Genomic DNA, 22,989 nt, shown 5'->3' with positions numbered 1-22,989 from the left:
CTGCTTTGATGGTCTCGGAGGCCGTGGGTCATTTCCCCGCGACGGGCGCAGTTCCGTTCTGGCGTCAACTGCCCGAGGCCCGCACATGGCGCGAAGGCGACGTGGTGAGGTCGGGCCCCTCCGCTAGCGCCTGTGGGCGGGAAGCTTTCGACCCGGCACGCCCAGGTATCGGTCCACGGAGATCCGGCCGCTGCGATCCTCGACCGTGACCGTGAATTGCCGCCCGTAGACCCGATCGACCTCGTAGCGCGCCGTCAGCGCGGCGAACGCCGACGCGTCGGAGCCGTGGCGCTCGCAAAGACCGTGAAGCGCCTTCGCGTACTCGCCGACCGTCCGGGCCAGGTCTGGCGAGGGCTCGGCGCCGGTCGTGGCTCCGATCAGGAAATCCACGACGATAAAGCCGTCGGCGCTGTTCGTGGCCTCTCCGAAGATGTCCGAGAGATCGTGCCCGAGCATCAGCCCGATCCCGCTGGCAAGCGAGTCGGCGATGTTGTGTCCCACGGATTTGAGCCCGCCAAACTTCATGCGCCGACCGTAGGGCGGCGGGGGTCTGGTCGCCAAGTCTTGCGCGTCGCGGGCATCGTTTCGCCGCCGGCGCTGGCCGAACCTCTGGCGATCCAGCTAGGGTCGGGAGATGAACCGCCTCACGCTCACGCTTGCGCCCGACGACGACGGTACGGCGGAGTTGCGGGGGTCCGTCGAGGGCGAGGGTTTCTCCGGCTCGGGCGCGGCGTGGTTCGACCGCGATGCGCTGGAGGCTTTTTGCGCGAGCCTGGCCGCATATCCCATCGACCGGCAGTCGCCGCCGGCTCTGGCCGGAGGGTATTGGGATGGACAGAAGCTTCGCGAGACGCATCTGTCCGTGCGGGTCGTCCCCTATGACGCGCTCGGCGCGCTCCAGGTCAGCGTCCACTTGGGGACGCCGGCCGCGGGGAACGAACCTGCAGACCGCGGACGAGGCGTCACCACCTGGTTCCTCGCCGGCTACAACGACCTGGACCGCTTCCGCGCCGCCTTCGCGAAGGTTCTGAACGGGGCCGCCGACGAGGCGGTGCTCACGTCGACCTGGGAGTAAGGGGGGCGGGCGGGCGGCCCCCTCCGCAGGTTGCCAGCCTCTTCCGCTTCCTCAAGGACGACGCTGGCGCGCCGCCGCGGGGCGGTCGGCCGGGGGCCGATCCTTGACCAAGCTCCACAGGCTGGCAGGGGCTGGCCATGGCCTTCAGGGTGGGGTGGCGTCCTGAAGGACGCCCTCGCCGGCTCGTGGGGGCTCTTCCGCCTCACGGGTCGGCGGACGCTGGCGGTTCAGGTCTCGCCCAGCCCGGGTGTCTGTTCGATCAGGATGGCGCCGGTCTCGGGATTGACGAGCTGGGTGACCTCCGACATGTGGAAGAAGTGGATGGGCTGTCCGTCGCGTCCGGGCGAGCAGTTCGCGGTGACATGCTCCCAGAGATCGCCGATGTCGCGTCCCCAAGCCACGTCGTAGACGGCCAGTTCTTCGCCACTGGCCAGGCGAACGGTCGTCTCCTGGCCGTCGCGAGCCTCAAGCAGCTTGCGGATCGGCGCCCCGAGGCCTTCGAGGATTTCGCCTTCGCCCTGTATGTCCACCATGCCGCCGTTCCGTCGTCGCCGTTCGAGGATCGGCCATGGCGCATCTGACGGCAACTGCGGACCTCTACGGGTTCGCTTTGAGCGACTCTTCCGCTTCCTCAAGGACGGCGCGGGCGCGCCGCCGCGGGGCGGTCGGCCAGGGGGTGATTCTATGGCGAACCTTAGGGAACCGTTGAGGAGGTTCCGGCGAGGCTATCGGCATGAGCAGGAAGTCACGCACGGACGCCGTTGTCGTGGGACGTTCGGACGGCGACCTTGAAGCTCTCCTACAGTTCTACGTCGAGCGGCCTGACGACGCGTTCGAAGCGGTGAGCGCGATGAGTGCTCACGACCCCGAACAGTGCTGGCGGTTCCTGGAGGTCGCTCGGCGGTCTGGGTTGTCGGATTTGCAGATGGCCTCGCTGGCCGCCGGCCCGTTCGAGGACATGATGAAGCGTTACGGCGACGACTTCATTGGCCGGGTGGAAGCTGCGGCCGGCGCCGATCACAACATGCGTACGCTGGTCGCGACGGTGTGGCGAGCAGGCATGAGCGACGCGTTGTGGGGGCGGATCGTGGCGCTGCGCGCCCGTCTGCGTATCACCCCCCTCTGAACGGCCCGCTCCGCAGTCTGCCAGCCTCCTTCGCTTCCTCAAGGACGGCGCCGGCGCGCCGCCGCTTGTGGCGCAGAGCGGCCGGGGGCGCCGATTGCTCTTGTCTTCGGAATTCGGCGCCGGTCTGACAGGCGGGCTCGATCTCGGCGACCATCAAGCGGAACCTGGGTGGAATGAAGAAGCGTCGCGTCCTCACGAACCTCGTCGGCCAGTGGCTATGGAGGATCGCAAAGCCCTACGCGCCACGGCGAGCGCCCGTCGCGCCCTGGATCAGGCTGATCCACTATTGGGCCCTGAGGCTTTCGGAGCCCAATCCGGCGAAAGGCAAGCCGCCAACTCTCATCCGCCCCGGATACTATTACGATGCGGATTTGGCGCAGCGCTTGGTCGACACCGGGGTTATAAAAACGAAACCGCTGACCGTGAACGCGCCAAAGTACGCATTCCAGCAATGGACCGTGACGTACCAGGGCGGGCTCCTATCTCAAGGCGACGGCTCACAAGCGGACCTCATCTGGGTCCTGACCATGCCGGCAGAGCGGGCTCGCAAACCCGTCTTGTTCCTGGAGGACCCGCTTCTGGGCGCGCCGAAGATTTTGGACGGGTCGCACAGGCTGATCCGCAGCGTCGTGGATGGCCTCTCCGACATTGAGGTGCAGGTCATCGAACCTGCGGACGTTCAGCACATTCTCGGGCGGGCGCAGCAGGCCTAGTGCGGAGGCTCGGGGCTGGCTTCGCTGGCTTCGGAGGCGCGGGAGAGGGCTTCGTCGGCGGTCTTGCCCTGGTTGGTCGCCTCGACGACGGCCTGCCGGCCCTGCTCGTCCTGCACCACGGCGACGACGTCGCGGTTCTGGGCGGGGGTGGCGCAGCCGGCCAGGGCGGTGGCGAGCGTTGCGGCCGCGGCCGCGGCGGCGCGGGCGGTCGTGGCGACGGCTGGATGCGTGCGGATCATGGGCCTCCTCCTGGCTGTGGGCGTCGACGGGCGTTCGCAGCGAGGCCAACCCCCGGGCGCGGCCGAGGTTCCGGCGGGGCCTATGTTCTTATTTTGTTCTTGTCAAAACGCCTTGGCCGGTGTAGGGTCGGGCGTGCGGTTTCGCACGTTGATGGGGCGGTTTGGGGCGGTTTGGCGAGGGTTGGGATGGGCAAGGGTCGCGCCGCGGGGCGGAAGCTGCAGGTCTTCTATTCGGAGGAGCTGGCGGCGGAGATCTGCGCCGAGCTGGCGGCGGGGTGGAGCATGCGCTCGATCTGCGCGAAGCCGGGGCGGCCGCATGCGGGCACGGTGCGCAACTGGGAGATGCGGCATCCGGAGTTCGAGATGGCGGTGCGGGCGGCCTACCGGCAGGTGACGATCGGGCAGCGGCGGCGCGACCGGGAGGCGGCGGCGGAGCTGGCGGCGCGGCCGGCGCCGGTGCGCGGCGGCAAGACGTCGACCTATACGCGGGCGGTGGGCGAGGCGATCTGCGAGCGGCTGGCGGAGGGGGAGAGCCTGACCTCGATCGGGAAGGATCCGGCGATGCCCTGCTACGGGACGATCCTGGCCTGGGTGAAGCGGCACCCGAAGTTCGAGGACATGTATGTGCTCGCGCGCGAGATTCAGGGGCACTACCTGTTCGACGAGATGCGCGACGTGGCGCTGGCGGCGACCAAGGACACGCTGCCGGTGGACCGGTTCCGGTTCGACGTGAACCGCTATCAGGCCTCGCGGCTGGCGCCCAAGAAGTACCTGGAGCGGCTGGTGGCCGCCGAGGAGATGGCCGAGCTGGGGATCGGGCCGCGGGGCGGGGTGTCGCGCGGCCGGGGCCGGGATGGCGACGATGCGCGGCGGGTGGTGTTCCACGTCACCCACTTCGAGAAGGGGCCGAACGGGACGGTGCTGGCCGCCCCGCCCCGTAACGCGCGGGAGGCCCAGGCGTGGATCGAGGCGACGGGCGCGCCCTATGTGGACGGGATCGGGCCGAACGGGCAGATGCGGCCGCCGATGATCCCGCTGTCCGACAGGTAGGGGGCCGCCTCCCTCGGTCTTCGCCGGGGAGGCGGCCGCGGCGCCGGCTCAGGCGACGGTGAGCTTCACCTCGACGTTGCCGCGGGTGGCGTTGGAGTAGGGGCAGACCTGGTGGGCCTTGGCGACCAGGTCTTCGGCGGCGGCGCGGTCGAGGCCGGGCAGGGAGACCTCGAGCGCGACCTCGAGGCCGAAGCCGCCGGCGGCGCGCGGGCCGATGCCGACGCTGGCGGTGACCGCGGCGTCGGCGGGGACCTTGGGGCCGCCCTGGCTGGCCACGAACTTCATGGCGCCGATGAAGCAGGCCGCGTAGCCGGCGGCGAAGAGCTGTTCGGGGTTGTTCCCCGCGCCGCCGCCGCCGCCCAGCTCCCTGGGCGTGGCCAGGGTGACGTCGAGGGCGCCGTCCAGGGTGGCGGCGTGGCCGTCGCGGCCGCCGGTGGCGCGGGCGGCGGTGCGGTAGAGGACGTTGACGGGGCTGGGGGCGGTCGCGGTGGCGGACATGAGGCAGGTCTCCTTTTGGGGTGATGATCTTGGGCGATTAGATCGTGTGCGACATAAATTGGAGACGGGGCGGCGGAGAGTCAATCCGTTGCGATTGGATCGTGTGCGATTTATATTGCGGCCATGTCCCAGACCCCTGCGCCCACCCCTGGGCCCGCCTCGCCGCTGAAGCTGGACGATTTCCTGTGCTTCGCGGTCTATTCCGCCGGCCACGCCTTCAACCGGCTGTACCGGCCGCTGCTGGACAAGCTGGGGCTGACCTATCCGCAGTACCTGGCGATGGTGGCGCTGTGGGAGGCCGACGACCGCACGGTGGGGGCGCTGGGCGAGCGGCTGGGGCTGGAGTCCAACACCCTGACGCCGCTGCTGAAGCGGCTGGAGGGCATGGGCCTGGTCCGCCGCGACCGCGACCCGCGCGACGAGCGGGTGGTCCGCGTGCGGCTGACCGACAAGGGCCGGCGGCTGGAGGGCCCGGCCTGCGCGGTGCCGGCCGAGCTCATGGCGGCGTCGGGCCTGGACCTGGCGGCGGTGGGCCGCATCCGGGGCGAGATCGCCGCGCTGAACGCCGCCCTGGCGCGGGCGGAACAGGTCAGGGCCTGACCAGCTCCAGCCCGGCGTCGGTGCGCGGGAAGGCGGCCCCGGGGAGATAGGTCACGATGGGGCGGATCTCGTAGATGGCGCCGGGGTTGGCGGCCTTCAGGTCCTGCGCCGCGGCGATGGCCTGGGCGCGGTCGGCGCAGTCGATGACGTAGAAGCCCAGCATGCTCTCCTTGGTCTCGGCGAAGGGGCCGTCGGTGACGAGGCCCTTGGGGCCCACCACGGCGGCCAGCTGGGTGGCGCCAAGGCGGGCGGCCGGGCCCAGCCGGCCCGCGTGGCGGTCGTGGACGCCCATCAGGCGGTCCATCAGGGCGGCGTCCTCCGCCTCGCTCATCGACTTGACCTCCGTCTCGTCGTGATAGGCCAGGATGGCGTAGAGCATCGGTCGGTCCCTCGAAGCGTGGCGTGCGCCGCCAGCCTAGGACGGGCGGCGGGCGGTTTTCCCGACATTTCTGCGAACGGCGGGCCTCGGGCGGAGATCGGCCCGGTCCACCGCGACCTGGTGCGGGCAGGGGAAGCGTTCAGGCGCCCAGGCGGCGTCGGTTGGCGCGCACCTTGCGACGGTAGAGGGCGACCGTGCGCTGGGGGGTGAGGTGCGACGCGCCCGCAAAGGCGGCCGCCCAGGCCTTGCGCTGGATTTCGGCGGTGGCGAGGATCTTCTCGGACACCATCAACTCGGCCTCCGCGGCCGCCGCCGCGCCGCCGCCGGCCAGCTTCATCATGCGGAGGGCCATGACCCCGCTCGCCTCGGCGCCGAGCTGCATCATCGAGAAGTTCAGCCGAAGCCACTTGTTCGCGTAGGTCATGAAACCCACAACTCGCGGCGCGCGCGGACGGATGCGAGGCGTTAGAAAAAATCGCGGCGTCGCCCGGCTTACGCGGGCCGGCGCGGAGGCCCATCTGCGCACCTTCAACCTGTACCTTGGAGAGCCCGATGGCCCTGTCGCTCTATGACGCTTCGATCCCCGGCTATGCGCTGATGCTGAAGAACCTGGCGGCGATCCTGGAGAAGGCCGAGGCCCACGCGACGGCGGGCGGCGGCGATCCGGCGGCCTACCTGGACGCGCGGCTCGCGCCGGACATGGCGCCCCTGACCCGCCAGGTGCAGCTGGCCAGCGACGCGGCCAAGGGCGGCGCGGCGCGCCTGGCCGGGATCGCCCCGCCCAGCATGCCCGACACCGAGACCACCTGGGCGGAGGTCAAGGACCGCATCGCCAGGACCATCGCCTTCGTGGAGTCGATCAAGCCGGAGCAGGTGAACGGAGACGACAACCGGATCGTCGAGCTGGTCACGCCCAGCCGCACGCTGAGCTTCACGGCCCGCGACTTCCTGCTGCAGTTCTCGCTGCCGAACTTCCACTTCCACGTGGTCACGGCCTACGGCCTGCTGCGCCAGCAGGGCGTGCCCCTGGGCAAGATGGACTACCTGGCCGGCGGCCAGACCCAGGCCGCCTGATCGACCGCGTCCGGCGCGGCGGCAGTGCGCCGCCCGCCGGGTCCACTCACATGCCGGCCTGGACCCGGGCGTCGCGCTGGATGGCGTCCAGGTGGTCCTTGGCGTCCTGCTGCCGCTGCTCGAACGCCTCGCGGCTCATGCAGCGCCGGGTGGGGATCTTGGATCCCGACACCGGATCGCGGAAGCACACCTGCTTGCCCTTGGGGATGTGCCGGCCCTCGACGATGCCGTAGGGCGGTTCGCCGGGGATGCCGGTCACCGGCGTCATGACCCCCTTGGGCGAGGTCGCGCCCGGCTCGCCGCCGGCCGCATGCAGGGCGATCGACAGGATCACGAACAACATCGAACGACCTCCCCGAGCAGCGCGCCCGGAGGGCCCCGGACCTGGCGGCATCATGCGCGGAGCCGGGGCGTTTCGGAAGAGGCGTCGCGCTCCGTTGTCCGGCTTGGCGCTCCGCCTCCCGCGCCGGCTTGGCGTTCACGAAATCGTCAGCGCGCCGGAAACCAAACGCCCGCTCAGGCGCTCAAGCTTCCTCGCAAAGCAATGGAGAATGCTCGATGCGCATCCTGACCCTCGCCGTCGCCGCCTGTGCGGCCGCCAGTCTCGCCGCGTGCAACAGCCCCGCCGACAAGCAGGCCGAGGCCAAGGCCGACGCCCTGGAGTCCCAGGCCGCCGCGACCCCCAGCGAGCCGCAGGAAAAGGCCTTGAACGCCCAGGCCGACGCGGTCGAACAGCAGGCCGGCAACGCCGACGGCGGCGCGACCACGGCCAACACGCCCGACACCAGCCCGTCGAAGTAGCGGCGGACCGTCCGTCCCTCGCGGCCGCGAAGCCTGAGTGGATGCCTTGTTCCGGTTCGCGGACGCGTGAAGAGCCCCTGGTCCTGGCGGCCGGGGGCTCTTCGCCGTGTTGGGCGCCTATACCGAGGGATGAGCGTCTGCACCAAAAACGCATAGCTATTCAGCGAAGATGCTGATCGGTGCGAGTCGGCGGCCCTGCTACAAAGAGCTTGTCCAGACGGACGCCCCGCTCCCCCGGGGCCCCCCAGAACTTCAGGTGTGTGTCATGACCTTCCCGTTGATCCAGCGTCTGATCCAAAGAGCGGCCCCCGCCGTTCTGACGACGGCGATGTTCGGGCTGGTGGTCGCCTTCGCGGCCGTCGGCGTGGTGGGCGTCGCCTAGGCGTCGACCCTCCACTCTCCCGGAACGTCCAAGGGCCCTCGCGGGCCCTTTTTCGTGGCCGCCAACATGACGTGAGAATGAACGGAGGGGCCCGAGTGGGTTCAGGCGGGGGGCTCTAACCTCAGGCTCAAGATCGCCGATCCAGCCCAGGTCCGGGCGCCGGCGCAGGCAAAGGAGTTAGAGCCATGACCAACAAGATGATCAAAGCCGCGATGGCCCTGATGGTCGCCGGCGCCGTCGCCCTGCCGGCCAGCCAGGCCGCGGCGGGCACGTCGAAGACCGAAAGCGCCCTGCTGGGTGCGCTGCTGGGCGGCGTCGCCGGCGCGGCGGTGGGCAACGGCAAGACCGAATCCGTCGCCATCGGCGCGGTGGCCGGTGCGGCCCTGGGCGTCGCCGTCGACAAGGGCAACGACCGCAAGCACTACCGCAGCGGCTACGGCTATCGCCAGTCGCAGCCCTACTACGGCAACAGCCGCTACCGCACGAGCGACCGCGGCTACTACGGCCGGACCGACAGCCGCTATGGCTACGACAACTACGGCTACGGCTACCGCCGCTAACGGGCGGACCGCCGAACCGTGAGGGAAGGGCGCCGCGCCAGCGGCGCCCTTTTCCTTTGGGCGACAGGGGATGTGCGCAAACGCATAGCGGTCAGGCGAAATCGCTGATCTGTGCAGTGTTCAGATGGTGGTAGATAGAGGTTGTCCAGACGGACGGCCCCGCTCCCCCGGGGTTCCCAAGACCCAAAACTCAAGGTGTGTGTCATGACCTTCTTCGCCAACATCGAACGCCAAGCCGACCGCTTCGCCCCCATCGCCCTGCTGATCGTCGGCATGCTGACCGCCTTCGCCACCGCCGGCCTCGGCGTCTAACCCTCGGGCCTCTCCTCAGGCTTCGGACAAGGGCCCCTCGCGGGCCCTTTTTCGTGGGCGTCTAGCGCCCGGCGCCCTCGGAGGCCAGACGGTCGAGGTAGGCGCAGAACATGTCGGCCATGGCGTCGGCGTAGCTTTCGATCTCAGCCGGCGACCGGGGCGTCTCGGAAAACTGTTTCCCCAGCTGGCTGAGCGCGTTCTTGATCAGGTCGCTGGCCAAGGTGCGGACGGGCTCGGCGGCGGCGGGCAGCGTCTCACGCATGAAGGCCTCGACGGCGCGGCCGGCGGACCCGCGCGCCGCCTGGGCCTCGGGGGCGTCGCGATAGAGCGGGGCGGCGTCGCTGAGCGCCACGCGCATGGCGGCCTCGTCGCACTCGGACTGCACGAAGGCGTGGACCAGGGCGCGCAAGCGCACCAGCGGCGGCCGGCTGGTGTCCTCCAGGATCCGGCGCAGCAGATCGGTGGTCTGGCGCCACTCGTCGCTCTGGAGCCGGAACAGGATCGCCGCCTTGTTGGGGAAGTACTGGTAGAGGGACCCCACGCTGACGCCGGCCTTCTCGGCCACGCGGGCGGTGGTGAAGCGCTGGGCGCCCTCCTGCGCCAGAACCTGAACCGCGGCCTCTAGGATGGCGGAGACCAGCTCGGCCGAGCGCGTCTGCTTTGGTCGTTTTCTCGAGGAAATTTCGGGGGTTGGGCGAAGCGACATCGAGCCGTCCGGCAATGCGAATAGGTAAGGCGACGAATTAGTCGCATTTTCGGGCCGGGCGCAACGACGCCTTGTTTCGAGCCCGGAGGCTTGCATGACCACCCTGACAAACACCCCCCTCGCGCCGCTGCTGGAGCGCCTGTTCGGCGAGGCCGACGCGGCTTCGCCGGCCGCGAACCCGGCGTTCGCGTCGCTGTCGCCCGACGCGCGGGCGCAGCTCATGCAGAGCAAGACCGGCTACCGCGACTTCTATGGCGCCCTGAAGGATTACCCGCTGCCGGTGTCGCGGGAGGTGGGCCTGCTGCTCTACATGCTGGCGCGGAGCTGTGCGGCGCGGACCATCGTCGAGTTCGGGACCTCGTTCGGGATCTCGACCCTGCATCTGGCCGCCGCGCTGCGGGACAACGGCGGCGGTCGCCTGATCACCAGCGAGTTCGAACCCTCCAAGGTGACGCGGGCGCGGGAGAACCTGACGGCCGGCGGCCTCATCGACCTCGTGGAGATCCGCGAGGGCGACGCGCTGGAGACGCTGAGCGTCGATCTCCCGGACGAGATCGATCTGGTCCTGCTCGACGGCGCCAAGGGGCTCTATCCCGACATCCTGAGCCTGTTGGAGGCCCGCCTCCGGCCCGGCGCGCTGATCGTGGCCGACAACGCCGACTACAGTCCCGACTACCTGGCGCGCGTGCGCTCGACGGCGGGCTATATGTCGACCCCGTTCGGCGAGGACGTCGAGCTTTCCATGCGGGTCGGCTGAGGCGCGGCGACAGGGCATATGCGCAATCGCATAGTGGTCAGGCGAAATCGCTGATCTATGCAGTGTTCAGATGGTGGTAGATAGGGGTTGTCCAGACGGACGGCCCCGCTCCCCCGGGGTTCCCCAGGAACCAAACTCAAGGTGTGTGTCATGACCTTCTTCGCCAACATCGAACGCCAAGCCGACCGCTTCGCCCCCGTCGCCCTGCTGATCGTCGGCATGCTGACCGCCTTCGCCACCGCCGGCCTCGGCGTCTAACCCTCGGGCCTCTCCTCAGGCTTCGGACAAGGGCCCCTCGCGGGCCCTTTTTCGTGCGCGACGCCGTTGTGCCGCGCCTGCTTCAAAACGGGACGGACGGCGGCTCCCGCCGGCCCCGCGCACGGCGCGAAAGGGGCCCAGGGCGAGAAAAATGGGGCCGACGCATCCAAGGCAGAGCTTGGTCCGTATCTTGCTTCGAGTGGCTTGCGTCGGGGCATTCCCTCTCAAAGCGAATTTCCCCTGCCAATTGTGTTTCATTGCGGCGCCATCTCTCGTCGGCGCACTGTGAAGCTTGGATGACTGCGCTGCGATCCCCCGCGCTGCGCTGAAACGGGAGCAGGTCCAATGCCGGTGAACTGGCACGGATTCTCGGGCGGAGTGGGACGCGGCGCCGCCGGCGCGGCGCCCGTTTTCGTGGACTATGCGGCGCAGGCCGAAGCGAGACAAAGCGTCGCGACCCCGTCGCCGTTAACGACTTTCGGGCGGAAATGCGGCACCTACGCCATTGGCGGTGTCTCCCGGGGGGGATCTTGCCCGCCTCGTAGGCTTAAAGTGGAACGGCAAGTGCGCGTCGAAGCGATGAGTGCGTCCGATTGCGACGTCGGTGGGGCGCAACGCCGATGAGCGTCGAAGCGATCAGGAACGACCGGGCCCATGCCCGTAGCCGCAAGGCCGCGCTGCTGGCCTGGGTGTGGCCCGAGCCCCGCGACACCGAGGAAGGCCGCGGCGCCGGATGGCTCGCCAGCCTGCTGGGCTGGATGTGGCCGACCGCCACCCACGACGCGAACACGCGCCGCCGCAGCCGCGGGCTGATGGCCATGCTGTTCGGCTGGGCCTGGCCGAACGAGCTGGACAGCGCTTTCCGGCGCTTCTGGAAGACGAGCTGGCTGTGGAGCTGGATGTGGCCCGGCCGGGTCATGGGACCGGACGGCGAGATCTGCGCCCTGGCGCCCTGGCATCCGGCCGCGCGCCCCGAGATCTGCGCGACGGACCCCTGGCACCGCAAGGCCAGCCGCCACGGCGGCGTGATGTTCATGATGTTTGCGGCCACCGCGATCGCCGCCCCGACCTTCATGGAAGGCAATGGGGTGATGGGTGACGGCGGCCGGCTGAGCCTGTTCCGCGGCGGCGCCGACGCCGGCGACCAAGGCGGCGGCGCCCAGCAGGGCGGCGGCGGCGGTGGCGCTGGCGCTGGCGATCAGGGCGCAGGCGGCGGCCTTGGCGGCGCGGGCGGCGGCGGCGGCCCGGGCGGCTCCGGCGACGGCGGCCAGCCGAACGGCCAGGATCCCGGCCTTACCGGCCCGAACGGCGGCGATGGAAACGGCGGCGTCAGCGGCGGTGGCGGCGGAACGGGTGGGGACGGCGGCCAGACCGATCCTGGCACGCCCGGCGACGGCGTGACGTTCCTCGATCCTCCGGGCGAAGCCGGCGGTGACTTCCCGGCCACGGGCGGCTTCGGCGGCCTGGGCGGCGGCGGTGGCGGCGGTGGCGGCGTCGGAGGCGGCGGTCCTGGCGGCGGTGGCGGCGAAGGCGGCACGACCCCGACGGATCCCAACGGTCCCACCAATCCCGGCGGCGGCGATCCGACGAACCCGGGCGGCGGCGATCCTTCCGGCCCGGTCAATCCGCCGAGCCCGCCCACCGACAAGCCGACCTTCCCCGAGATTCCGGGGACGGATGGGCCTGGCGGCGGGACTCGCCCGCCCAACCAACTGATCGGCGGTCCCATCGTGGACGACGATCCGCGCGGTCCGCCGCGGAACGAAGTCGGCGCGATCCCCGAGCCCGCGACCTGGGCCATGATGATCGTCGGCTTCGGCGCCGTCGGCTACGTGGTCCGTCGCCGGCGGATCGCGGTCACGGTCAGCTAGAGCGCCGTTCGCTCCGATTGAATCGGAGCTGCGCTCCAGGTCTTTGCTTTGTCGCGCTTTCTGGCGGGGAACCGGTATCCACTTCGCCGGAAAGCACTCTAGGACAACGGCTTCGGCCCGGCGCAAGCCGGGCCGTTTGCTTTTGCCCTACCGGTACGGGCTGTAGTAGGGCCGCGGCGGCCACACCGGACGTGGCGGCGGCGCCCAGCGCGGGTCCTGTTCATCATCGTCGTACTGGGCCTGGTAGGCGCGGCGGCGCTCCTCCTCGTAGGCGCGCTGGCGGGCCTCGGCGTAGGTGCGCTCGGCCTGGGCGGCCTCCAGCCGGCGCTGGCGCTCGGCGGTCTCCTCCACTTGGCGGCGCTGCGCCTCCGCGGCGGCGGTCTGGGCCTGGACGGCGGCGAGCTGGGCTTCGTTCAACGCCCTGGCGCGCCCCTCGGCCTCGGCCCGGTCGCGGGCGGCCTGCTCGGCGACGGCCCGCTCGCGATGCCGCGAGGCGGTCTGGGCGCCGCAGACGCGCAGGTCGGAGAGCCCTTGCTCCGATCCGGCCAGGGACGCGGTGAGCGGCTCCTCGGACAGCCAGGCCACCCCCAGCGTGCCCCCCTTCTTCATGGCCGCCTCGGTCTCCTCCGACAGCACGAGTTCGCCCGAGGCGCCCTCGCCGCGCAGCATCAGGTTGGAGAACCGCGCCTTGTCGATGCGGATCGGCAGGAAGGCGCGGGCCGGCAGGTCGTCCTTGAAGAACCGCAGGCTGACCAGCTGGCCGTCCGACGTCAGGCTGACGGGCGTGATCCCGCCGGAGCGGCCGACCAGCTCCAGCTCGACGCGGCAGCCGGTGTCGGTGGGACTGACGACCCACGCCAGGGCAGGGGAACGGACCGCGGCCGAGGCCGGCCCGGAAAGAAGCGCAGCGACAGCCGCGCCCCCGATGATCGACTTGATCACACAACGGCTCCTGACTGACACGCACCGCAAGGATACGGCCGTTCCCCGCATGCCGCTAGAGGCTCGGCTGTCGGGGGTGCTAGCTTGCCGCCACAACAATGGAGGAGGCGCGGGTCATGGCGCGGATGTGGATGATGGCCGCCGCGGCGGCGCTGGCGCTGGGCGCTTCGGCGGCGGCGGTGTCGACGGCTCAGGCGGCGCCCCCGCCGAACATCGTGGCGGCGATGGCCGACAAGGCGCGGCCGGCCGACGAGGCGGCCCGCGACGCCGCCCGCAAGCCGGGCGAGCTGCTGGAGTTCGCCGGCGTGAAGACGGGGGACAAGGTCGTCGACCTGATCATGGGCGGCGGGTACTTCACCCGCCTGCTCTCGGTGGCGGTGGGGCCGAAGGGCCAGGTGATCGCCTACCAGCCGTCCGAGTTCATCCAGTTCCAGGCCAAGTACGGCGAGGACCAGAAGAAGGTCGCGGCCGCCTATCCCAACATCACGGCCCTGACCTCGTCGTTGGGCGCGCTGGACCTGCCGGACGGCGTCGACCTGGTGCTGACGGTCCAGAACTACCACGACCTGCACCTGACCCCGTTCCCGAAGGACACGGCGGCCAAGGTCAACGCCGAGGTGTTCAAGTCGCTGAAGCCGGGCGGGGTCTATCTGATCGTCGACCATGTGGCCGTGGCAGGCTCGGGGCTGGAGCCGCCGATGAAGGTCCACCGGATCGATCCGGCGATCGTGAAGGAGGAGGTGGAGGCCGCGGGCTTCAAGCTGGAAGGCGAGAGCCCGCTGCTGAAGGACCCATCCGACGCCCATGACAAGAACGTCTTCGACCCGGCGATCCGCGGCAAGACCGATCAGTTCGTGATGAAGTTCCGCAAGCCGAAGTAGCCGTCTGCGACAGTTTGTCTGCCGCCGCGGCCCGTCGCGTTTACGGACCGTTGCGACGCCTGGGCGACATGGATGATCCATGTCGCCTCCGCGCGCCCTTGAACCGACAGAAGGCCAGACGGCGCTTCGCCGCCTGATGGCGCTCGGCGTGGCGCTGGTCGCGCTGGTGCTGATCGGCGTCGTGGCCCTGCTGGCCGGCGGATCCAACGCCCTGGACGACCTGCAGGCGCGCGAGGACGGCGTCCGCGTGACCGCCGCGCTCGATCGATCGCTGAAGAACCTCGTCAGCGACGTCACCACCGCCACCGTCTGGGACCAGGCCTATGAGGCGTTCCACCCCGGCGGCAGCCTGGAATGGGCGGACGAGGAGATCGGCAGCTACTTCGCCAACAACCGCGGTCACGACATCTCGGTGGCTCTCGACGGGCGCGGAAAGCCCTTCTACGCCTGGGTGGGTTCCCGGCGGGCCGACCCGGCGCGCCAGGGGCGGTTCCTCGCCGACGCGGCGCCCCTGATCCTCCGGGCCCGGGCCCTGGAGGCGGCGCGCGGCGCAAGGCCGCCCCGGCTCGAAGCGTCGGACCCGGGCCTTTCCGAGACCGCCTCCGGGGTCATCGTGTCGGGCGGCGTCCACTACCTGGCGGCGGTGTCTACGGTGACGCCCGAGAACGCGGCCTCGCCACGCCGGAGGGGGCCCGCGGTGCTGGTCGTGTCGGCGCAGCGGATGGATCGCCAGCTGATGGCGGCGCTGCGCCAGATGCAGATCGCTGAGCCGCGCCTGGAAACCACGGCGCCGCGCTCGAAGGCGTCCATCCCCCTGCGCGACGCCGGCGGCCGTTCGGTCGGCCGGCTGGCGTGGACGCCCCATAGGCCCGGCGTCCGGATCCTGACGGACGCCGCCCCCGCCCTGGCGCTCGGCCTGCTGGCGGTGGGCGCCGTCATGGCCGCGCTCGGCTGGCAGATCCTGCGTGTGGTGCGCCGCCTGGGCGCCCACGAACGGGCCCTGACCGCCGCCATGGGCGAGCTGGAGGACGCGCGCGACCGCGCCGAGAGCGCCAACATCGCCAAGTCGCAGTTCCTCGCCAACATGAGCCACGAGATCCGCACCCCGCTGAACGGCGTGCTGGGCATGGCCCAGGTCCTGGCCCAGAGCGACCTGCAGCCCGCCGACCGCGAGAAGCTGCAGGTGATCCGCAACTCGGGCGGCGCCCTGCTGGCCCTGCTGAACGACATCCTCGACCTGTCGAAGGTCGAGGCCGGCAAGATGGAGCTGGACGTCGCGCCTTTCGACCTGGAGCAGACGGTCGAGGCCGCGACCCGCGGGTTCGCCACCCTGGCGGCGGAGAAGGCGGTGCGCTTCCTGGTCGAGGTGGAGCCCGCCGCCGCCGGCGTGTGGCTGGGCGACGGCGGCCGGATCCGCCAGGTGCTGGCCAACCTCACCTCCAATGCGGTCAAGTTCACCGCGGCCGGCGAGGTCCGCGTGCGCGTGCGCCGCACCGACCACGGCATCGCCTGCACCGTCTCGGACAGCGGCGTCGGCATCGCGCCCGACCGTCTCGAGCGGCTGTTCCGCCGCTTTTCCCAGGTCGATCCCAGCCCGACGCGCAGGTTCGGCGGCACCGGCCTGGGCCTGGCCATTTCCCGCGAGTTCGTGGAGCTGATGGGCGGACGGGTCGCCGTGACCAGCGTCGAGGGCCGCGGGTCGGCCTTCTCGTTCGAGTTGCCGATCGAATGGCTCCACGCCGCGACGCCTGCCGCCGCGCCGGCCCCCGACGACACGCCGGCGCTGAGGTCGCGGCTGCGCGTGCTGGCCGCCGAGGACAATCCGACCAACCAACTGCTGCTGGCCGCCATGCTCCAGCCCCTGGACGTCGATCTGCAACTGGTCGCCGACGGCGCCGAAGCGGTGAGCGCCTTCTCCGGAGAGCGCTTCGACGTGGTGCTGATGGACGTGCAGATGCCGGTGATGAACGGCGTCGACGCGACCCTGGCCATGCGGGCGATCGAGGCCGAGCGCGGGCTCGCTCCCACGCCGATCCTGGCCGTCTCGGCCAATGTGATGCCCCATCAGATCGACGAATACCTGGCCGCCGGCATGAACGGCTTCGTCGCCAAGCCCATCGAGATGACCGCCCTGGTCGAAGCTATCGAGAGGGTCCTGGCCGAGGGCGCCGTCGTAGCGAACGGCGAAGCCCGGCGCACGGCCAGCTCGCATAGCTGAGCCTTGCCCGCGCCGCCCGACCGTGGCGACATGGGGCCATGTTCGACTGGAACGACGTGAAGGCCTTGCTGGCCGTGGCGCGCGGCGGATCGACGGCGGCCGCCGCGCGGGAGCTGGGCGTGAACCAGACCACCGTGGCGCGGCGGCTGGAAGCGCTGGAGAGGGACCTGGGCCTGCGGCTGGTGGAGCGCCATCAGGCCGGCGCCAGCCTGACCGAGGCCGGCCGCGGTCTGGTGGCCGACGCCGAGGCCATGGAGCGCGCCGCGCTGGCCATGCGCAACACGGTGGAGGTCCACCAACGCGGCGCCTCGGGCACGCTGCGGGTGACCATGAGCGAGATGACGGCCAATTCCGGGATCATCCCGCTGCTGCCGGAATTCCGGGCCGCGTATCCGGACGTCACGCTGGAACTGGCCATCACCGACGACCAACTGGACATCGAGGCCGGCGAGGCGGACGTGGCGATCCGCGGCGGATTCGAACTGCCCGATTCCAACCTGGTGGCGCGCAAGGTCAGCGAGACCGACTGGGCCCTCTACTGCAGCCAGGCCTACGCGGCCCGCATGGGCCTGCCGACCACCCTGGACGAGCTCAAGAACCACGTGCTGATCGGCGGCGAGAGCGAGCGCAACTACCCGGGTCTCGCGGTGATCCTCGAGCGAGCGCCGGACGTGGCCGTGACGTTCAAGTCGAACAGCGCCACCAACATGTTCGCCTCCGTGCGGGCGGGCATCGCCATCGGCTCGATGCCCTGCATCCTGGCCGACATGGATCCGGACCTCATACAGATCTTCCCGCCGGCCCCCGAAAGCCTGTCGTTCACCTGGATCGTCACGCGGCCCGACCTGAAGGACGCGCCAAGGGTGCGCGCCTTCATCGACTTCTTCGCGCCGCGCATCCAGGCCCTGACGCGGGAGTACCGCGAACGCCCGTTGGCGGCGCGGGCCGGCCAACCCTAGTCAGTCGCCTTCAGCTTGCGGTCGAAGAAGTCGAGGGCCTGCATGGCGCGGTGCATGCGGTTGGTCGGCGTCCAGCCCCCGCGGTGGCGCAGGCCGGGGTAGACCATGGTCTCGAACGGCTTGCCCTCAGCCTGCAGGGCGAACAGCACCCGGGTGGAGTGGTCGAAGGTGACGTTGTCGTCCGCCATGCCGTGGACCAGCAGCAGCGAACCGGGCTTCAGGCGGGACAGGCGGGTCACCACCTCGGACTTCGCGTAGCCGTCGGCGTTGTTCTCGGGCGTACCCATGAAGCGCTCGGTGTAGTGGGTGTCGTAGAGCTTCCAGTCGGTGACCGGCGCGCCCGCCACGCCGGCCCTGAACGGGCTGTCCGGGGCGGTGAGCATCAGCAGCGTCATGTAGCCGCCGTAGGACCAGCCGGTGACGCCGATGCGGCTGGCGTCCACGTAGGGCAGGGACTGCAGGTACCTGGCGCCTGCGACCTGATCGTCGACCTCCAGCTGGCCCATCCTGCGGTCGATGGCGGTCTTGAAGGCCACCGAGCGATAGCCGACGCCGCGGTTGTCGAGGCGGAACAGGATGTAGCCGGCGTCCAGCAGGATCTGGTCCTCGGGGGTATGCCAGTTGCCGGCCACGCGGGGGCCGGAGGGGCCGCCGTAGACCTGGACGATCACCGGGTACTTCTTCGACGGATCGAAGCCGGGCGGCGTGCGCAGCGACCACCACAGCGGGCTGCCGTCGGCGGCCTTGATGGTCCCGAACTCCGGCGTGCGCAGGTGGTCGACGTACGGCCAGAACGGATGTCCCGCCTTCAGCGCGTTCTCCTCGATCCAGCGCACGCGGGTCCCGTCGGCGCGGTAGAGGGCGGTCTGCGGCGGGGTCTTCGGGTCCTCGTAGGTTCCGGCGAAGGCGCCGCCCTTGTTGGCCACCGTCACCGTCCACCAGCCGCCGGCCGGGGTCAGGGCCTTGGGCTCGGCCGGTCTGGCGTAGGAGACGGAATAGATCCGGCGCTCTCCGGGGCGGTCCTTGTGGGCGGCGAAGATGACGGACTTGGCGACCTCGTCGACGCCCTCGATCTTCTCCACCGGCCAGTCGCCCTGGGTGACCTGGCGGATCGGCTTGCCGTCGGCGGCGTAGAGATAGAGGTGGCGCCAGCCCGAGCGCTCGGACGACCACAGGAAGGTCCCGTCCTTGAGCGGCTTGAAGTCGTCGCTGAGGTCCACCCAGTGGGGGCTGGTCTCGGTGAGGATCACCTTGCCCTGGCCGGTCTTGGGGTCGACGGCCAGCAGGTCCAGGCGGCGCTGGTCGCGGCTCTCGCGCTGGACGTAGAGGGTCCTGCCGTCCTTCGCCCAGGCGACGCGGGCCAGGTAGATGTCGGCGTTGGCCCCCAGATCCACCTTCACGCGCGCGCCGCCGTCGAGCGGCTGGACGAAGAGATCGACCTTGGCGTTCGGGCGGCCGGGGCGGGGATAGCGCTGGGGCACGACACGGGCGCCGGTGGCGTTGACCTCGGGCCGTTCGACGATGTCGACGCCGGTCTGGTCGACGAAGGCGAGGGCTATGGCCTTGTCGTCCGGGCTCCACCAGTAGCCGGTGGAGCGGTCCATCTCCTCCTGGGCGATGAACTCGGCGGTGGCCCAGCTCTTCAGCTCGGTCCCGCCCTCGGTCAGGGCGCGTTCGCCGCCGCCGGCGGTGGGGGTGACGTAGAGGTTGTCGTCCCGGACGTAGGAGACGAAGCCGCCCTTCGGCGAGATCTTGGCGTCGATTTCGTCGCCGGCGGTCCTGGTGAGCTGGCGGGCCTGTTTCGCCCCCACGTCATAGACCCAGACGTCGCCTTCGACGGGCGCCAGGATCGCCTTGCCCTGGTCGTCCCAGGCGTAGTCCACGACGCCGCGGGTGGCGACGCCGGCCCGCTCGCGCCGCGCCTTCTCGGCCTCGGAGAGTTCGCGCTCCGCCGGGGCCAGCTGCTTGCCGTCCAGCAACAGGCGCGGCTCGCCGCCGGCCACGTCGGCGATCCAGAGGTCGGTGATCGTCAGGTCGTCGGCGCGGGTCTTGATGTAGGTCACCGACTTGCCGTCCGGCGACAGCTTCACGCCGCGAGCACGGGGCCCGGAGATGTCGGGGCTTTCGAAGATCCGCTGGGCGGGAAGCTTTTCGGCCATGGCGGGCGCAACGACGAGCAGGGCCGCAAGCGCGGCGAGGCTGAGTTTCATGGCCGTTGTTGAACAGCCTCGGAGGCGGCTTGGCAATGAGGCGCGCGACGATCGGAACCTTGAACGGCGACGGCCTTCGTGCGAGGTCCCGGCCCATGAGCGAAGACACTTCTCCCGCCCTGCCGGACCGGCTGTCGGTGGACCCCAACAGCCCGTTCTATGACGCCGAGGTCCTGCAGCGGAACGTGGGCGTGCGTTTCAAGGGCCAGGACAAGACCAACGTCGAGGAATACTGCGTCAGCGAGGGCTGGGTGCGGCTGGCCGTCGGCAACTCCAAGGACCGCCACGGCAATCAGCTCACCATGAAGCTGCAGGGCCCGGTCGAGCCCTACTACCGCGAAGGCTGAGCCTTCGGCCGGCGACCTAGTTGTTCAGTCCCCGTCGTCGAGGGGCGGGAGCGGGTCGACCTTCAGCGAGGTGATGCGGGCGCCCTTGCGGGCTTCCACGCGGAAGCGGTGGCGGTGGAAGGTGTAGGTCTGGCCGACCTCCGGGATCGCCTGGGCCTCGTGGATCAGCAGGCCGGCCATCGTGACCGCCTCCTCGTCGGGCAGGTCCCAGTTCATGGCCCGGTTGAGGTCGCGGATGGTGACCGACCCCTCGACGATCACCCCGCCGTCACCGGCCGGCTTGATCCCGGCCGCGACCACGTCGTGCTCGTCCTCGATCTCGCCGACGATCTCCTCAAGGATGTCCTCCAGCGTGACCAGGCCCTGCAGGGCGCCGTACTCGTCCACCACCAGGGCGAAGTGGTTGTGGCGCTTCAGGAAGGCGGCGAGCTGGTCCTTGAGGCTGGTGGTCTCGGGGATGAACCAGGGCTCGCGCAGGATCGCCCGGACGTCGAGGTCGTCGATGCGCCCGTCGGCGTCCGTGATCGCCTGCAGCAGGTCCTTCACATGCAGGATGCCGACGACGTTCTCGGGCTCGCTCAGGTAGATCGGGACCCGGCTGTGCTGGCTGGCCAGGGTCTCGGCCACGATCTCCCGTGGGCTCAGCCCGCCGTCCACCGTCTCCATCGACCGGCGGTGGACCATGACCTCGGAGACATCCATCTCGCCCAGGTCGAGCACACCGCCCAGCATGTAGCGGTCACGGGTCTCCACCAGGCCTTCGGAGTGGTGGTACTCCACCGCGCCGCGGATCTCCTCGTGGGCGGCCAGCACGTCCGTGCCGGCGTCCAGCTTGATGCCGAAGGGCCGGAGCGTCAGGCGCACCACCCACTGGGCGGCCGAGGCGAGCGGGCCGAAGATGCGCACGGTCCAGTAGGTGGGGATGGAGAGCGCCCGAGCCACCTCGTCGGCCCGGGCGATGGCGATGGTCTTGGGCAGGATCTCGGAGAAGATCACCACCAACACGGTCATCACCACGGTGGCGATGATCGGGCCCGCCACCGATCCTTGGGGGAACAGCGACGTCAGCACGGCGGTGGTCAGGGCCGAGGCGAAGATGTTGATGACGTTGTTCGAGAGCAGGATCGCCCCGATCATCGTCTCCTGGTCGCCGATCAGCTTGTTGACCCGGCGGGCCGCGCGGTCGCCGTCGCGCTCGAGCTGGTGCATCCGTCCGCGCGAGGCGGCGGTCATGGAGGTCTCGGCGGCCGAGATCAGCCCCGAGATGCTCAGCAGCAGGACGAGGGTAGGGGCGAGCGCCAGCAGAGTGGCTACGACCATGTTCACAGGGTTGCTCCCTCCGAGAGCAGGAAGTCGCGTACGGCGGCGGCATCCACGTCCTTGGCCACGAAGGCTTCGCCAAGGGCGCGGGCGAGGATGAAGGTGAGGCGGCCCGCCTCGGCCTTCTTGTCCTGGCCCATGTGGGCGACCAGGCGGCCGGCGTCGAACGGGTGGCCGGGGACCTCGGCCAGGGTAGTGGGCAGGCCCGAGGCGGCGATGCCGCGCGTGGCGCGCTGGGCGTCCTGGCCGGTCACCAGCCCCCGGGCGGCGGAGAAGCGGAAGGCCAGCGCCATGCCCGCCCCGACCGCCTCGCCGTGCAGCAGGGCCTCGCCGTAGCCGGTCTCGGATTCCAGGGCGTGGCCGAAGGTGTGGCCGAGGTTCAGCAGCGCGCGGCGGCCCTGCTCGCGTTCGTCCTCGGCGACGATCTCGGCCTTCATCTCGATGGAACGCGCGACGGCCTGGGCGAGCGCCGCCGATTCGCGGGCCAGCACCGCCGCGCCGTTGACTTCCAGCCACTCGAAGAAGCGGAGGTCGCCCAGCAGGCCGTACTTGATGACCTCGGCGTAGCCGGCGCGCATCTCGCGGTCCGGCAGGGTCGACAGCACCCCGAGGTCGGCCAGCACCAGCTTCGGCTGATGGAAGGCGCCCACCAGGTTCTTGCCGCGCGGGGTGTCGATGGCGGTCTTTCCGCCGACCGAGGAGTCGACCTGCGCCAGGAGCGTCGTCGGGATCTGCACGAAGTCGATGCCGCGCTTGTAGATCGCCGCGGCGAAGCCCGCGAGGTCGCCCACCACGCCGCCGCCGAAGGCCGTGACGATGTCGCCACGGTCCAGTTCCAGCGCCAGCAACCGGTCGGAGACGTCGGCCAGGCCTTCGAAGCTCTTGGTCTGCTCCCCTGGCGGCACGATCACCGGCAAGGCCTCGATGCCGGCGGCCCTCAGCGCGGCGGTCAGGCGTTCGCCGTGCAGGCGCCAGACGGTCTCGTCGCTGACCACGGCGGTGCGGCCACGGGTCTGGAACGGCGCGATCAGGCGGCCTGCGGCGTCCAGCAGGCCATCGCCCACCACCACGTCATAGGTCCGGTCGCCGAGGCCGACGGGAATGGTGCGGCTCATTCTGCGGGCTCACCCAGGTGCTTGAACATGGCGTCGATCACCTGGCCCACCGTGATGTGGTGGGCGGTGTCGCCGGTCTCGACCGCGATATCGGCCTCGGCATAGGCGGGGTAGCGCGCCTCGGCCTGGGCGCGCAGGACCTCCAGCGGGTCCTTGCCCGCGAGGAGCGGCCGGCTGTCCTTGCGCCCGACGCGACGCGCCAGCACCTCAAGGTCGGCCTGCAGCCAGATCGACAGGGCGCGCGCCTTGATCAGCGCCCGGGTCTCAGGGTTCATGAAGGCGCCCCCGCCGGTGGCCAGCACGATCGGCGGGCCTTCGAGCAGGCGGGCGATCACCCGTCGCTCGCCGTCGCGGAAAGCCGGCTCGCCCAACTCGGCGAAGATCTCGGGGATCGATCGGCCAGCCGCCGCCTCGACCTCGGCATCCGCGTCGCGGAAGGGCAGGCCCAGCGCGTTCGCCAGGCGGCGGCCCACACTCGACTTGCCGACGCCCATGAGGCCCACAAGCGCGATGGTGCGGCGGCGGAGCGGTTCGTAGCGGTCCATCAACGGCGCAGCCTTTACACGGTCCTAGGTACTCGCGCCAACGCGCGGCCG

26 protein-coding genes and 1 pseudogene are annotated in these 22,989 nt (G+C 70.5%); 14 read left to right on the top strand and 13 right to left on the bottom strand.

Features of this window, described 5'->3' with window-relative positions:
* Window positions 1–123 precede the first annotated feature (123 nt).
* On the bottom strand, window positions 124–456 hold the full coding sequence (locus EPO51_RS20980) for a hypothetical protein (protein ID WP_293354234.1): 333 nt from the start codon (window positions 454–456) through the stop codon (window positions 124–126).
* Between the two features lie 178 nt (window positions 457–634).
* Between EPO51_RS20980 and EPO51_RS20975 the strand changes: the two genes are divergently transcribed.
* Window positions 635–1,075: a hypothetical protein gene (locus EPO51_RS20975; protein WP_293354232.1), complete on the top strand. Its 441-nt coding sequence runs from the start codon at window positions 635–637 to the stop codon at window positions 1,073–1,075.
* 227 nt (window positions 1,076–1,302) lie between these two features.
* On the opposite strand, the gene EPO51_RS20970 is transcribed toward EPO51_RS20975, so the two are convergent.
* Window positions 1,303–1,608 (bottom strand): hypothetical protein, encoded by a 306-nt coding sequence (locus EPO51_RS20970; RefSeq protein WP_293354230.1) that lies wholly within the window; start codon window positions 1,606–1,608, stop codon window positions 1,303–1,305.
* Window positions 1,609–1,808: 200 nt separating this feature from the next.
* On the opposite strand from EPO51_RS20970, the gene EPO51_RS20965 reads away from it, so the two are divergent.
* Both EPO51_RS20965 and EPO51_RS20960 read left to right on the top strand, forming a co-directional pair.
* The gene (locus tag EPO51_RS20965) at window positions 1,809–2,201 is read left to right on the top strand and encodes a DUF6869 domain-containing protein (protein WP_293354229.1); all 393 of its coding nucleotides are present in this window, start codon (window positions 1,809–1,811) and stop codon (window positions 2,199–2,201) included.
* Window positions 2,202–2,374: 173 nt separating this feature from the next.
* Window positions 2,375–2,914 (top strand): hypothetical protein, encoded by a 540-nt coding sequence (locus EPO51_RS20960; protein WP_293354227.1) that lies wholly within the window; start codon window positions 2,375–2,377, stop codon window positions 2,912–2,914.
* Here EPO51_RS20960 and EPO51_RS20955 read toward each other — a convergent pair.
* Window positions 2,911–3,153 (bottom strand): hypothetical protein, encoded by a 243-nt coding sequence (locus EPO51_RS20955; protein WP_293354225.1) that lies wholly within the window; start codon window positions 3,151–3,153, stop codon window positions 2,911–2,913. The two genes, EPO51_RS20960 and EPO51_RS20955, sit on opposite strands and share 4 nt — an antisense overlap.
* Before the next feature lie 186 nt (window positions 3,154–3,339).
* Between EPO51_RS20955 and EPO51_RS20950 the strand changes: the two genes are divergently transcribed.
* Entirely contained in the window at window positions 3,340–4,203 is an 864-nt protein-coding gene (locus tag EPO51_RS20950; RefSeq protein ID WP_293354223.1) for a terminase small subunit-like protein, read from the top strand.
* A 48-nt stretch (window positions 4,204–4,251) separates the two neighbouring features.
* On the opposite strand, the gene EPO51_RS20945 is transcribed toward EPO51_RS20950, so the two are convergent.
* Complete coding sequence (locus EPO51_RS20945) at window positions 4,252–4,701, bottom strand: organic hydroperoxide resistance protein (protein WP_293354221.1); 450 nt, start codon at window positions 4,699–4,701, stop codon at window positions 4,252–4,254.
* Between the two features lie 123 nt (window positions 4,702–4,824).
* On the opposite strand from EPO51_RS20945, the gene EPO51_RS20940 reads away from it, so the two are divergent.
* Window positions 4,825–5,301 carry a MarR family winged helix-turn-helix transcriptional regulator gene (locus tag EPO51_RS20940; RefSeq protein ID WP_293354219.1) on the top strand — a complete coding sequence of 159 codons (477 nt, stop codon included), beginning with the start codon at window positions 4,825–4,827 and terminating at the stop codon, window positions 5,299–5,301.
* On the opposite strand, the gene EPO51_RS20935 is transcribed toward EPO51_RS20940, so the two are convergent.
* Together EPO51_RS20935 and EPO51_RS20930 are read right to left on the bottom strand one after the other, a co-directional pair.
* Window positions 5,291–5,680, bottom strand: a complete 390-nt coding sequence (locus tag EPO51_RS20935; protein ID WP_293354217.1) for a YciI family protein — start codon at window positions 5,678–5,680, stop codon at window positions 5,291–5,293. The genes EPO51_RS20940 and EPO51_RS20935 overlap by 11 nt on opposite strands.
* 139 nt (window positions 5,681–5,819) lie before the next feature.
* Window positions 5,820–6,104: a hypothetical protein gene (locus EPO51_RS20930; RefSeq protein ID WP_293354215.1), complete on the bottom strand. Its 285-nt coding sequence runs from the start codon at window positions 6,102–6,104 to the stop codon at window positions 5,820–5,822.
* Window positions 6,105–6,232: 128 nt separating this feature from the next.
* Here EPO51_RS20930 and EPO51_RS20925 point away from each other — a divergent pair, with 128 nt between their 5' ends.
* Window positions 6,233–6,754: a DUF1993 domain-containing protein gene (locus EPO51_RS20925; RefSeq protein ID WP_293354213.1), complete on the top strand. Its 522-nt coding sequence runs from the start codon at window positions 6,233–6,235 to the stop codon at window positions 6,752–6,754.
* Window positions 6,755–6,800: 46 nt separating this feature from the next.
* Here the strand turns inward: EPO51_RS20925 and EPO51_RS20920 are convergent, their stop codons facing one another.
* Window positions 6,801–7,097: a hypothetical protein gene (locus EPO51_RS20920; protein WP_293354211.1), complete on the bottom strand. Its 297-nt coding sequence runs from the start codon at window positions 7,095–7,097 to the stop codon at window positions 6,801–6,803.
* A gap of 215 nt (window positions 7,098–7,312) precedes the next feature.
* Here EPO51_RS20920 and EPO51_RS20915 point away from each other — a divergent pair, with 215 nt between their 5' ends.
* Both EPO51_RS20915 and EPO51_RS20910 read left to right on the top strand, forming a co-directional pair.
* Window positions 7,313–7,555 carry a hypothetical protein gene (locus EPO51_RS20915; protein ID WP_293354209.1) on the top strand — a complete coding sequence of 81 codons (243 nt, stop codon included), beginning with the start codon at window positions 7,313–7,315 and terminating at the stop codon, window positions 7,553–7,555.
* A 567-nt stretch (window positions 7,556–8,122) separates the two neighbouring features.
* The gene (locus EPO51_RS20910) at window positions 8,123–8,497 is read left to right on the top strand and encodes a hypothetical protein (protein WP_293354208.1); all 375 of its coding nucleotides are present in this window, start codon (window positions 8,123–8,125) and stop codon (window positions 8,495–8,497) included.
* Between the two features lie 373 nt (window positions 8,498–8,870).
* On the opposite strand, the gene EPO51_RS20905 is transcribed toward EPO51_RS20910, so the two are convergent.
* On the bottom strand, window positions 8,871–9,515 hold the full coding sequence (locus tag EPO51_RS20905; RefSeq protein WP_293354206.1) for a TetR/AcrR family transcriptional regulator: 645 nt from the start codon (window positions 9,513–9,515) through the stop codon (window positions 8,871–8,873).
* Window positions 9,516–9,609: 94 nt separating this feature from the next.
* On the opposite strand from EPO51_RS20905, the gene EPO51_RS20900 reads away from it, so the two are divergent.
* Window positions 9,610–10,272 (top strand): O-methyltransferase, encoded by a 663-nt coding sequence (locus EPO51_RS20900; RefSeq protein ID WP_293354204.1) that lies wholly within the window; start codon window positions 9,610–9,612, stop codon window positions 10,270–10,272.
* Window positions 10,273–12,296: 2,024 nt separating this feature from the next.
* Window positions 12,297–12,401 (top strand): annotated as a pseudogene (locus EPO51_RS28170) (PEPxxWA-CTERM sorting domain-containing protein); the annotation flags it as partial.
* A gap of 147 nt (window positions 12,402–12,548) precedes the next feature.
* On the opposite strand, the gene EPO51_RS20890 reads toward EPO51_RS28170, so the two are convergent.
* Window positions 12,549–13,343: a hypothetical protein gene (locus EPO51_RS20890; protein WP_293354200.1), complete on the bottom strand. Its 795-nt coding sequence runs from the start codon at window positions 13,341–13,343 to the stop codon at window positions 12,549–12,551.
* A gap of 116 nt (window positions 13,344–13,459) precedes the next feature.
* Between EPO51_RS20890 and EPO51_RS20885 the strand changes: the two genes are divergently transcribed.
* From EPO51_RS20885 to EPO51_RS20875, 3 genes are all read left to right on the top strand, one after another.
* Window positions 13,460–14,224, top strand: coding sequence for a class I SAM-dependent methyltransferase (locus tag EPO51_RS20885; protein ID WP_293354198.1), 765 nt, complete (start codon window positions 13,460–13,462; stop codon window positions 14,222–14,224).
* 79 nt (window positions 14,225–14,303) lie between these two features.
* Entirely contained in the window at window positions 14,304–16,442 is a 2,139-nt protein-coding gene (locus EPO51_RS20880; RefSeq protein ID WP_293354196.1) for a hybrid sensor histidine kinase/response regulator, read from the top strand.
* Window positions 16,443–16,480: 38 nt separating this feature from the next.
* The gene (locus EPO51_RS20875; RefSeq protein WP_293354194.1) at window positions 16,481–17,401 is read left to right on the top strand and encodes a LysR family transcriptional regulator; all 921 of its coding nucleotides are present in this window, start codon (window positions 16,481–16,483) and stop codon (window positions 17,399–17,401) included.
* Here EPO51_RS20875 and EPO51_RS20870 read toward each other — a convergent pair.
* Window positions 17,398–19,611, bottom strand: a complete 2,214-nt coding sequence (locus EPO51_RS20870) for a S9 family peptidase (RefSeq protein ID WP_293354192.1) — start codon at window positions 19,609–19,611, stop codon at window positions 17,398–17,400. The genes EPO51_RS20875 and EPO51_RS20870 overlap by 4 nt on opposite strands.
* A 95-nt stretch (window positions 19,612–19,706) precedes the next feature.
* On the opposite strand from EPO51_RS20870, the gene EPO51_RS20865 reads away from it, so the two are divergent.
* The gene (locus EPO51_RS20865) at window positions 19,707–19,958 is read left to right on the top strand and encodes a DUF3297 family protein (protein ID WP_293354190.1); all 252 of its coding nucleotides are present in this window, start codon (window positions 19,707–19,709) and stop codon (window positions 19,956–19,958) included.
* Between the two features lie 24 nt (window positions 19,959–19,982).
* Here EPO51_RS20865 and EPO51_RS20860 read toward each other — a convergent pair whose 3' ends face one another.
* The 3 genes from EPO51_RS20860 to EPO51_RS20850 are packed head-to-tail and all read right to left on the bottom strand — an operon-like array spanning window position 19,983 to window position 22,938.
* A complete protein-coding gene (locus EPO51_RS20860; protein ID WP_293354188.1) occupies window positions 19,983–21,278 on the bottom strand; it encodes an HlyC/CorC family transporter in 1,296 nt (431 codons plus the stop codon).
* Window positions 21,279–21,280: 2 nt separating this feature from the next.
* Complete coding sequence (gene aroB / locus EPO51_RS20855) at window positions 21,281–22,393, bottom strand: 3-dehydroquinate synthase (protein ID WP_293354186.1); 1,113 nt, start codon at window positions 22,391–22,393, stop codon at window positions 21,281–21,283.
* The gene (locus EPO51_RS20850) at window positions 22,390–22,938 is read right to left on the bottom strand and encodes a shikimate kinase (protein WP_293354185.1); all 549 of its coding nucleotides are present in this window, start codon (window positions 22,936–22,938) and stop codon (window positions 22,390–22,392) included. The genes aroB and EPO51_RS20850 overlap by 4 nt, the downstream gene beginning before the upstream one ends.
* Between the last annotated feature and the right edge of the window lie 51 nt (window positions 22,939–22,989).

Origin of the sequence: Phenylobacterium sp., from assembly GCF_004297125.1 — a bacterium.
Classification (GTDB): Bacteria; Pseudomonadota; Alphaproteobacteria; order Caulobacterales; family Caulobacteraceae; genus Phenylobacterium.
This window is presented reverse-complemented; position numbering and strand designations above follow the sequence as displayed.

Excerpts from the sequence above, each read along its gene's own strand:
- EPO51_RS20980 (WP_293354234.1), bottom strand. The coding sequence starts at position 456 with ATGCTCGGGCACGATCTCTCGGACATCTTCGGAGAGGCCACGAACAGC.
- EPO51_RS20975 (WP_293354232.1), top strand. The coding sequence starts at position 635 with ATGAACCGCCTCACGCTCACGCTTGCGCCCGACGACGACGGTACGGCG.
- EPO51_RS20970 (WP_293354230.1), bottom strand. The coding sequence starts at position 1,608 with ATGGTGGACATACAGGGCGAAGGCGAAATCCTCGAAGGCCTCGGGGCG.
- EPO51_RS20965 (WP_293354229.1), top strand. The coding sequence starts at position 1,809 with ATGAGCAGGAAGTCACGCACGGACGCCGTTGTCGTGGGACGTTCGGAC.
- EPO51_RS20960 (WP_293354227.1), top strand. The coding sequence starts at position 2,375 with ATGAAGAAGCGTCGCGTCCTCACGAACCTCGTCGGCCAGTGGCTATGG.
- EPO51_RS20955 (WP_293354225.1), bottom strand. The coding sequence starts at position 3,153 with ATGATCCGCACGCATCCAGCCGTCGCCACGACCGCCCGCGCCGCCGCG.
- EPO51_RS20950 (WP_293354223.1), top strand. The coding sequence starts at position 3,340 with ATGGGCAAGGGTCGCGCCGCGGGGCGGAAGCTGCAGGTCTTCTATTCG.
- EPO51_RS20945 (WP_293354221.1), bottom strand. The coding sequence starts at position 4,701 with ATGTCCGCCACCGCGACCGCCCCCAGCCCCGTCAACGTCCTCTACCGC.
- EPO51_RS20940 (WP_293354219.1), top strand. The coding sequence starts at position 4,825 with ATGTCCCAGACCCCTGCGCCCACCCCTGGGCCCGCCTCGCCGCTGAAG.
- EPO51_RS20935 (WP_293354217.1), bottom strand. The coding sequence starts at position 5,680 with ATGCTCTACGCCATCCTGGCCTATCACGACGAGACGGAGGTCAAGTCG.
- EPO51_RS20930 (WP_293354215.1), bottom strand. The coding sequence starts at position 6,104 with ATGACCTACGCGAACAAGTGGCTTCGGCTGAACTTCTCGATGATGCAG.
- EPO51_RS20925 (WP_293354213.1), top strand. The coding sequence starts at position 6,233 with ATGGCCCTGTCGCTCTATGACGCTTCGATCCCCGGCTATGCGCTGATG.
- EPO51_RS20920 (WP_293354211.1), bottom strand. The coding sequence starts at position 7,097 with ATGTTGTTCGTGATCCTGTCGATCGCCCTGCATGCGGCCGGCGGCGAG.
- EPO51_RS20915 (WP_293354209.1), top strand. The coding sequence starts at position 7,313 with ATGCGCATCCTGACCCTCGCCGTCGCCGCCTGTGCGGCCGCCAGTCTC.
- EPO51_RS20910 (WP_293354208.1), top strand. The coding sequence starts at position 8,123 with ATGACCAACAAGATGATCAAAGCCGCGATGGCCCTGATGGTCGCCGGC.
- EPO51_RS20905 (WP_293354206.1), bottom strand. The coding sequence starts at position 9,515 with ATGTCGCTTCGCCCAACCCCCGAAATTTCCTCGAGAAAACGACCAAAG.
- EPO51_RS20900 (WP_293354204.1), top strand. The coding sequence starts at position 9,610 with ATGACCACCCTGACAAACACCCCCCTCGCGCCGCTGCTGGAGCGCCTG.
- EPO51_RS20885 (WP_293354198.1), top strand. The coding sequence starts at position 13,460 with ATGGCGCGGATGTGGATGATGGCCGCCGCGGCGGCGCTGGCGCTGGGC.
- EPO51_RS20880 (WP_293354196.1), top strand. The coding sequence starts at position 14,304 with ATGTCGCCTCCGCGCGCCCTTGAACCGACAGAAGGCCAGACGGCGCTT.
- EPO51_RS20875 (WP_293354194.1), top strand. The coding sequence starts at position 16,481 with ATGTTCGACTGGAACGACGTGAAGGCCTTGCTGGCCGTGGCGCGCGGC.
- EPO51_RS20870 (WP_293354192.1), bottom strand. The coding sequence starts at position 19,611 with ATGAAACTCAGCCTCGCCGCGCTTGCGGCCCTGCTCGTCGTTGCGCCC.
- EPO51_RS20865 (WP_293354190.1), top strand. The coding sequence starts at position 19,707 with ATGAGCGAAGACACTTCTCCCGCCCTGCCGGACCGGCTGTCGGTGGAC.
- EPO51_RS20860 (WP_293354188.1), bottom strand. The coding sequence starts at position 21,278 with ATGGTCGTAGCCACTCTGCTGGCGCTCGCCCCTACCCTCGTCCTGCTG.
- aroB (WP_293354186.1), bottom strand. The coding sequence starts at position 22,393 with ATGAGCCGCACCATTCCCGTCGGCCTCGGCGACCGGACCTATGACGTG.
- EPO51_RS20850 (WP_293354185.1), bottom strand. The coding sequence starts at position 22,938 with ATGGACCGCTACGAACCGCTCCGCCGCCGCACCATCGCGCTTGTGGGC.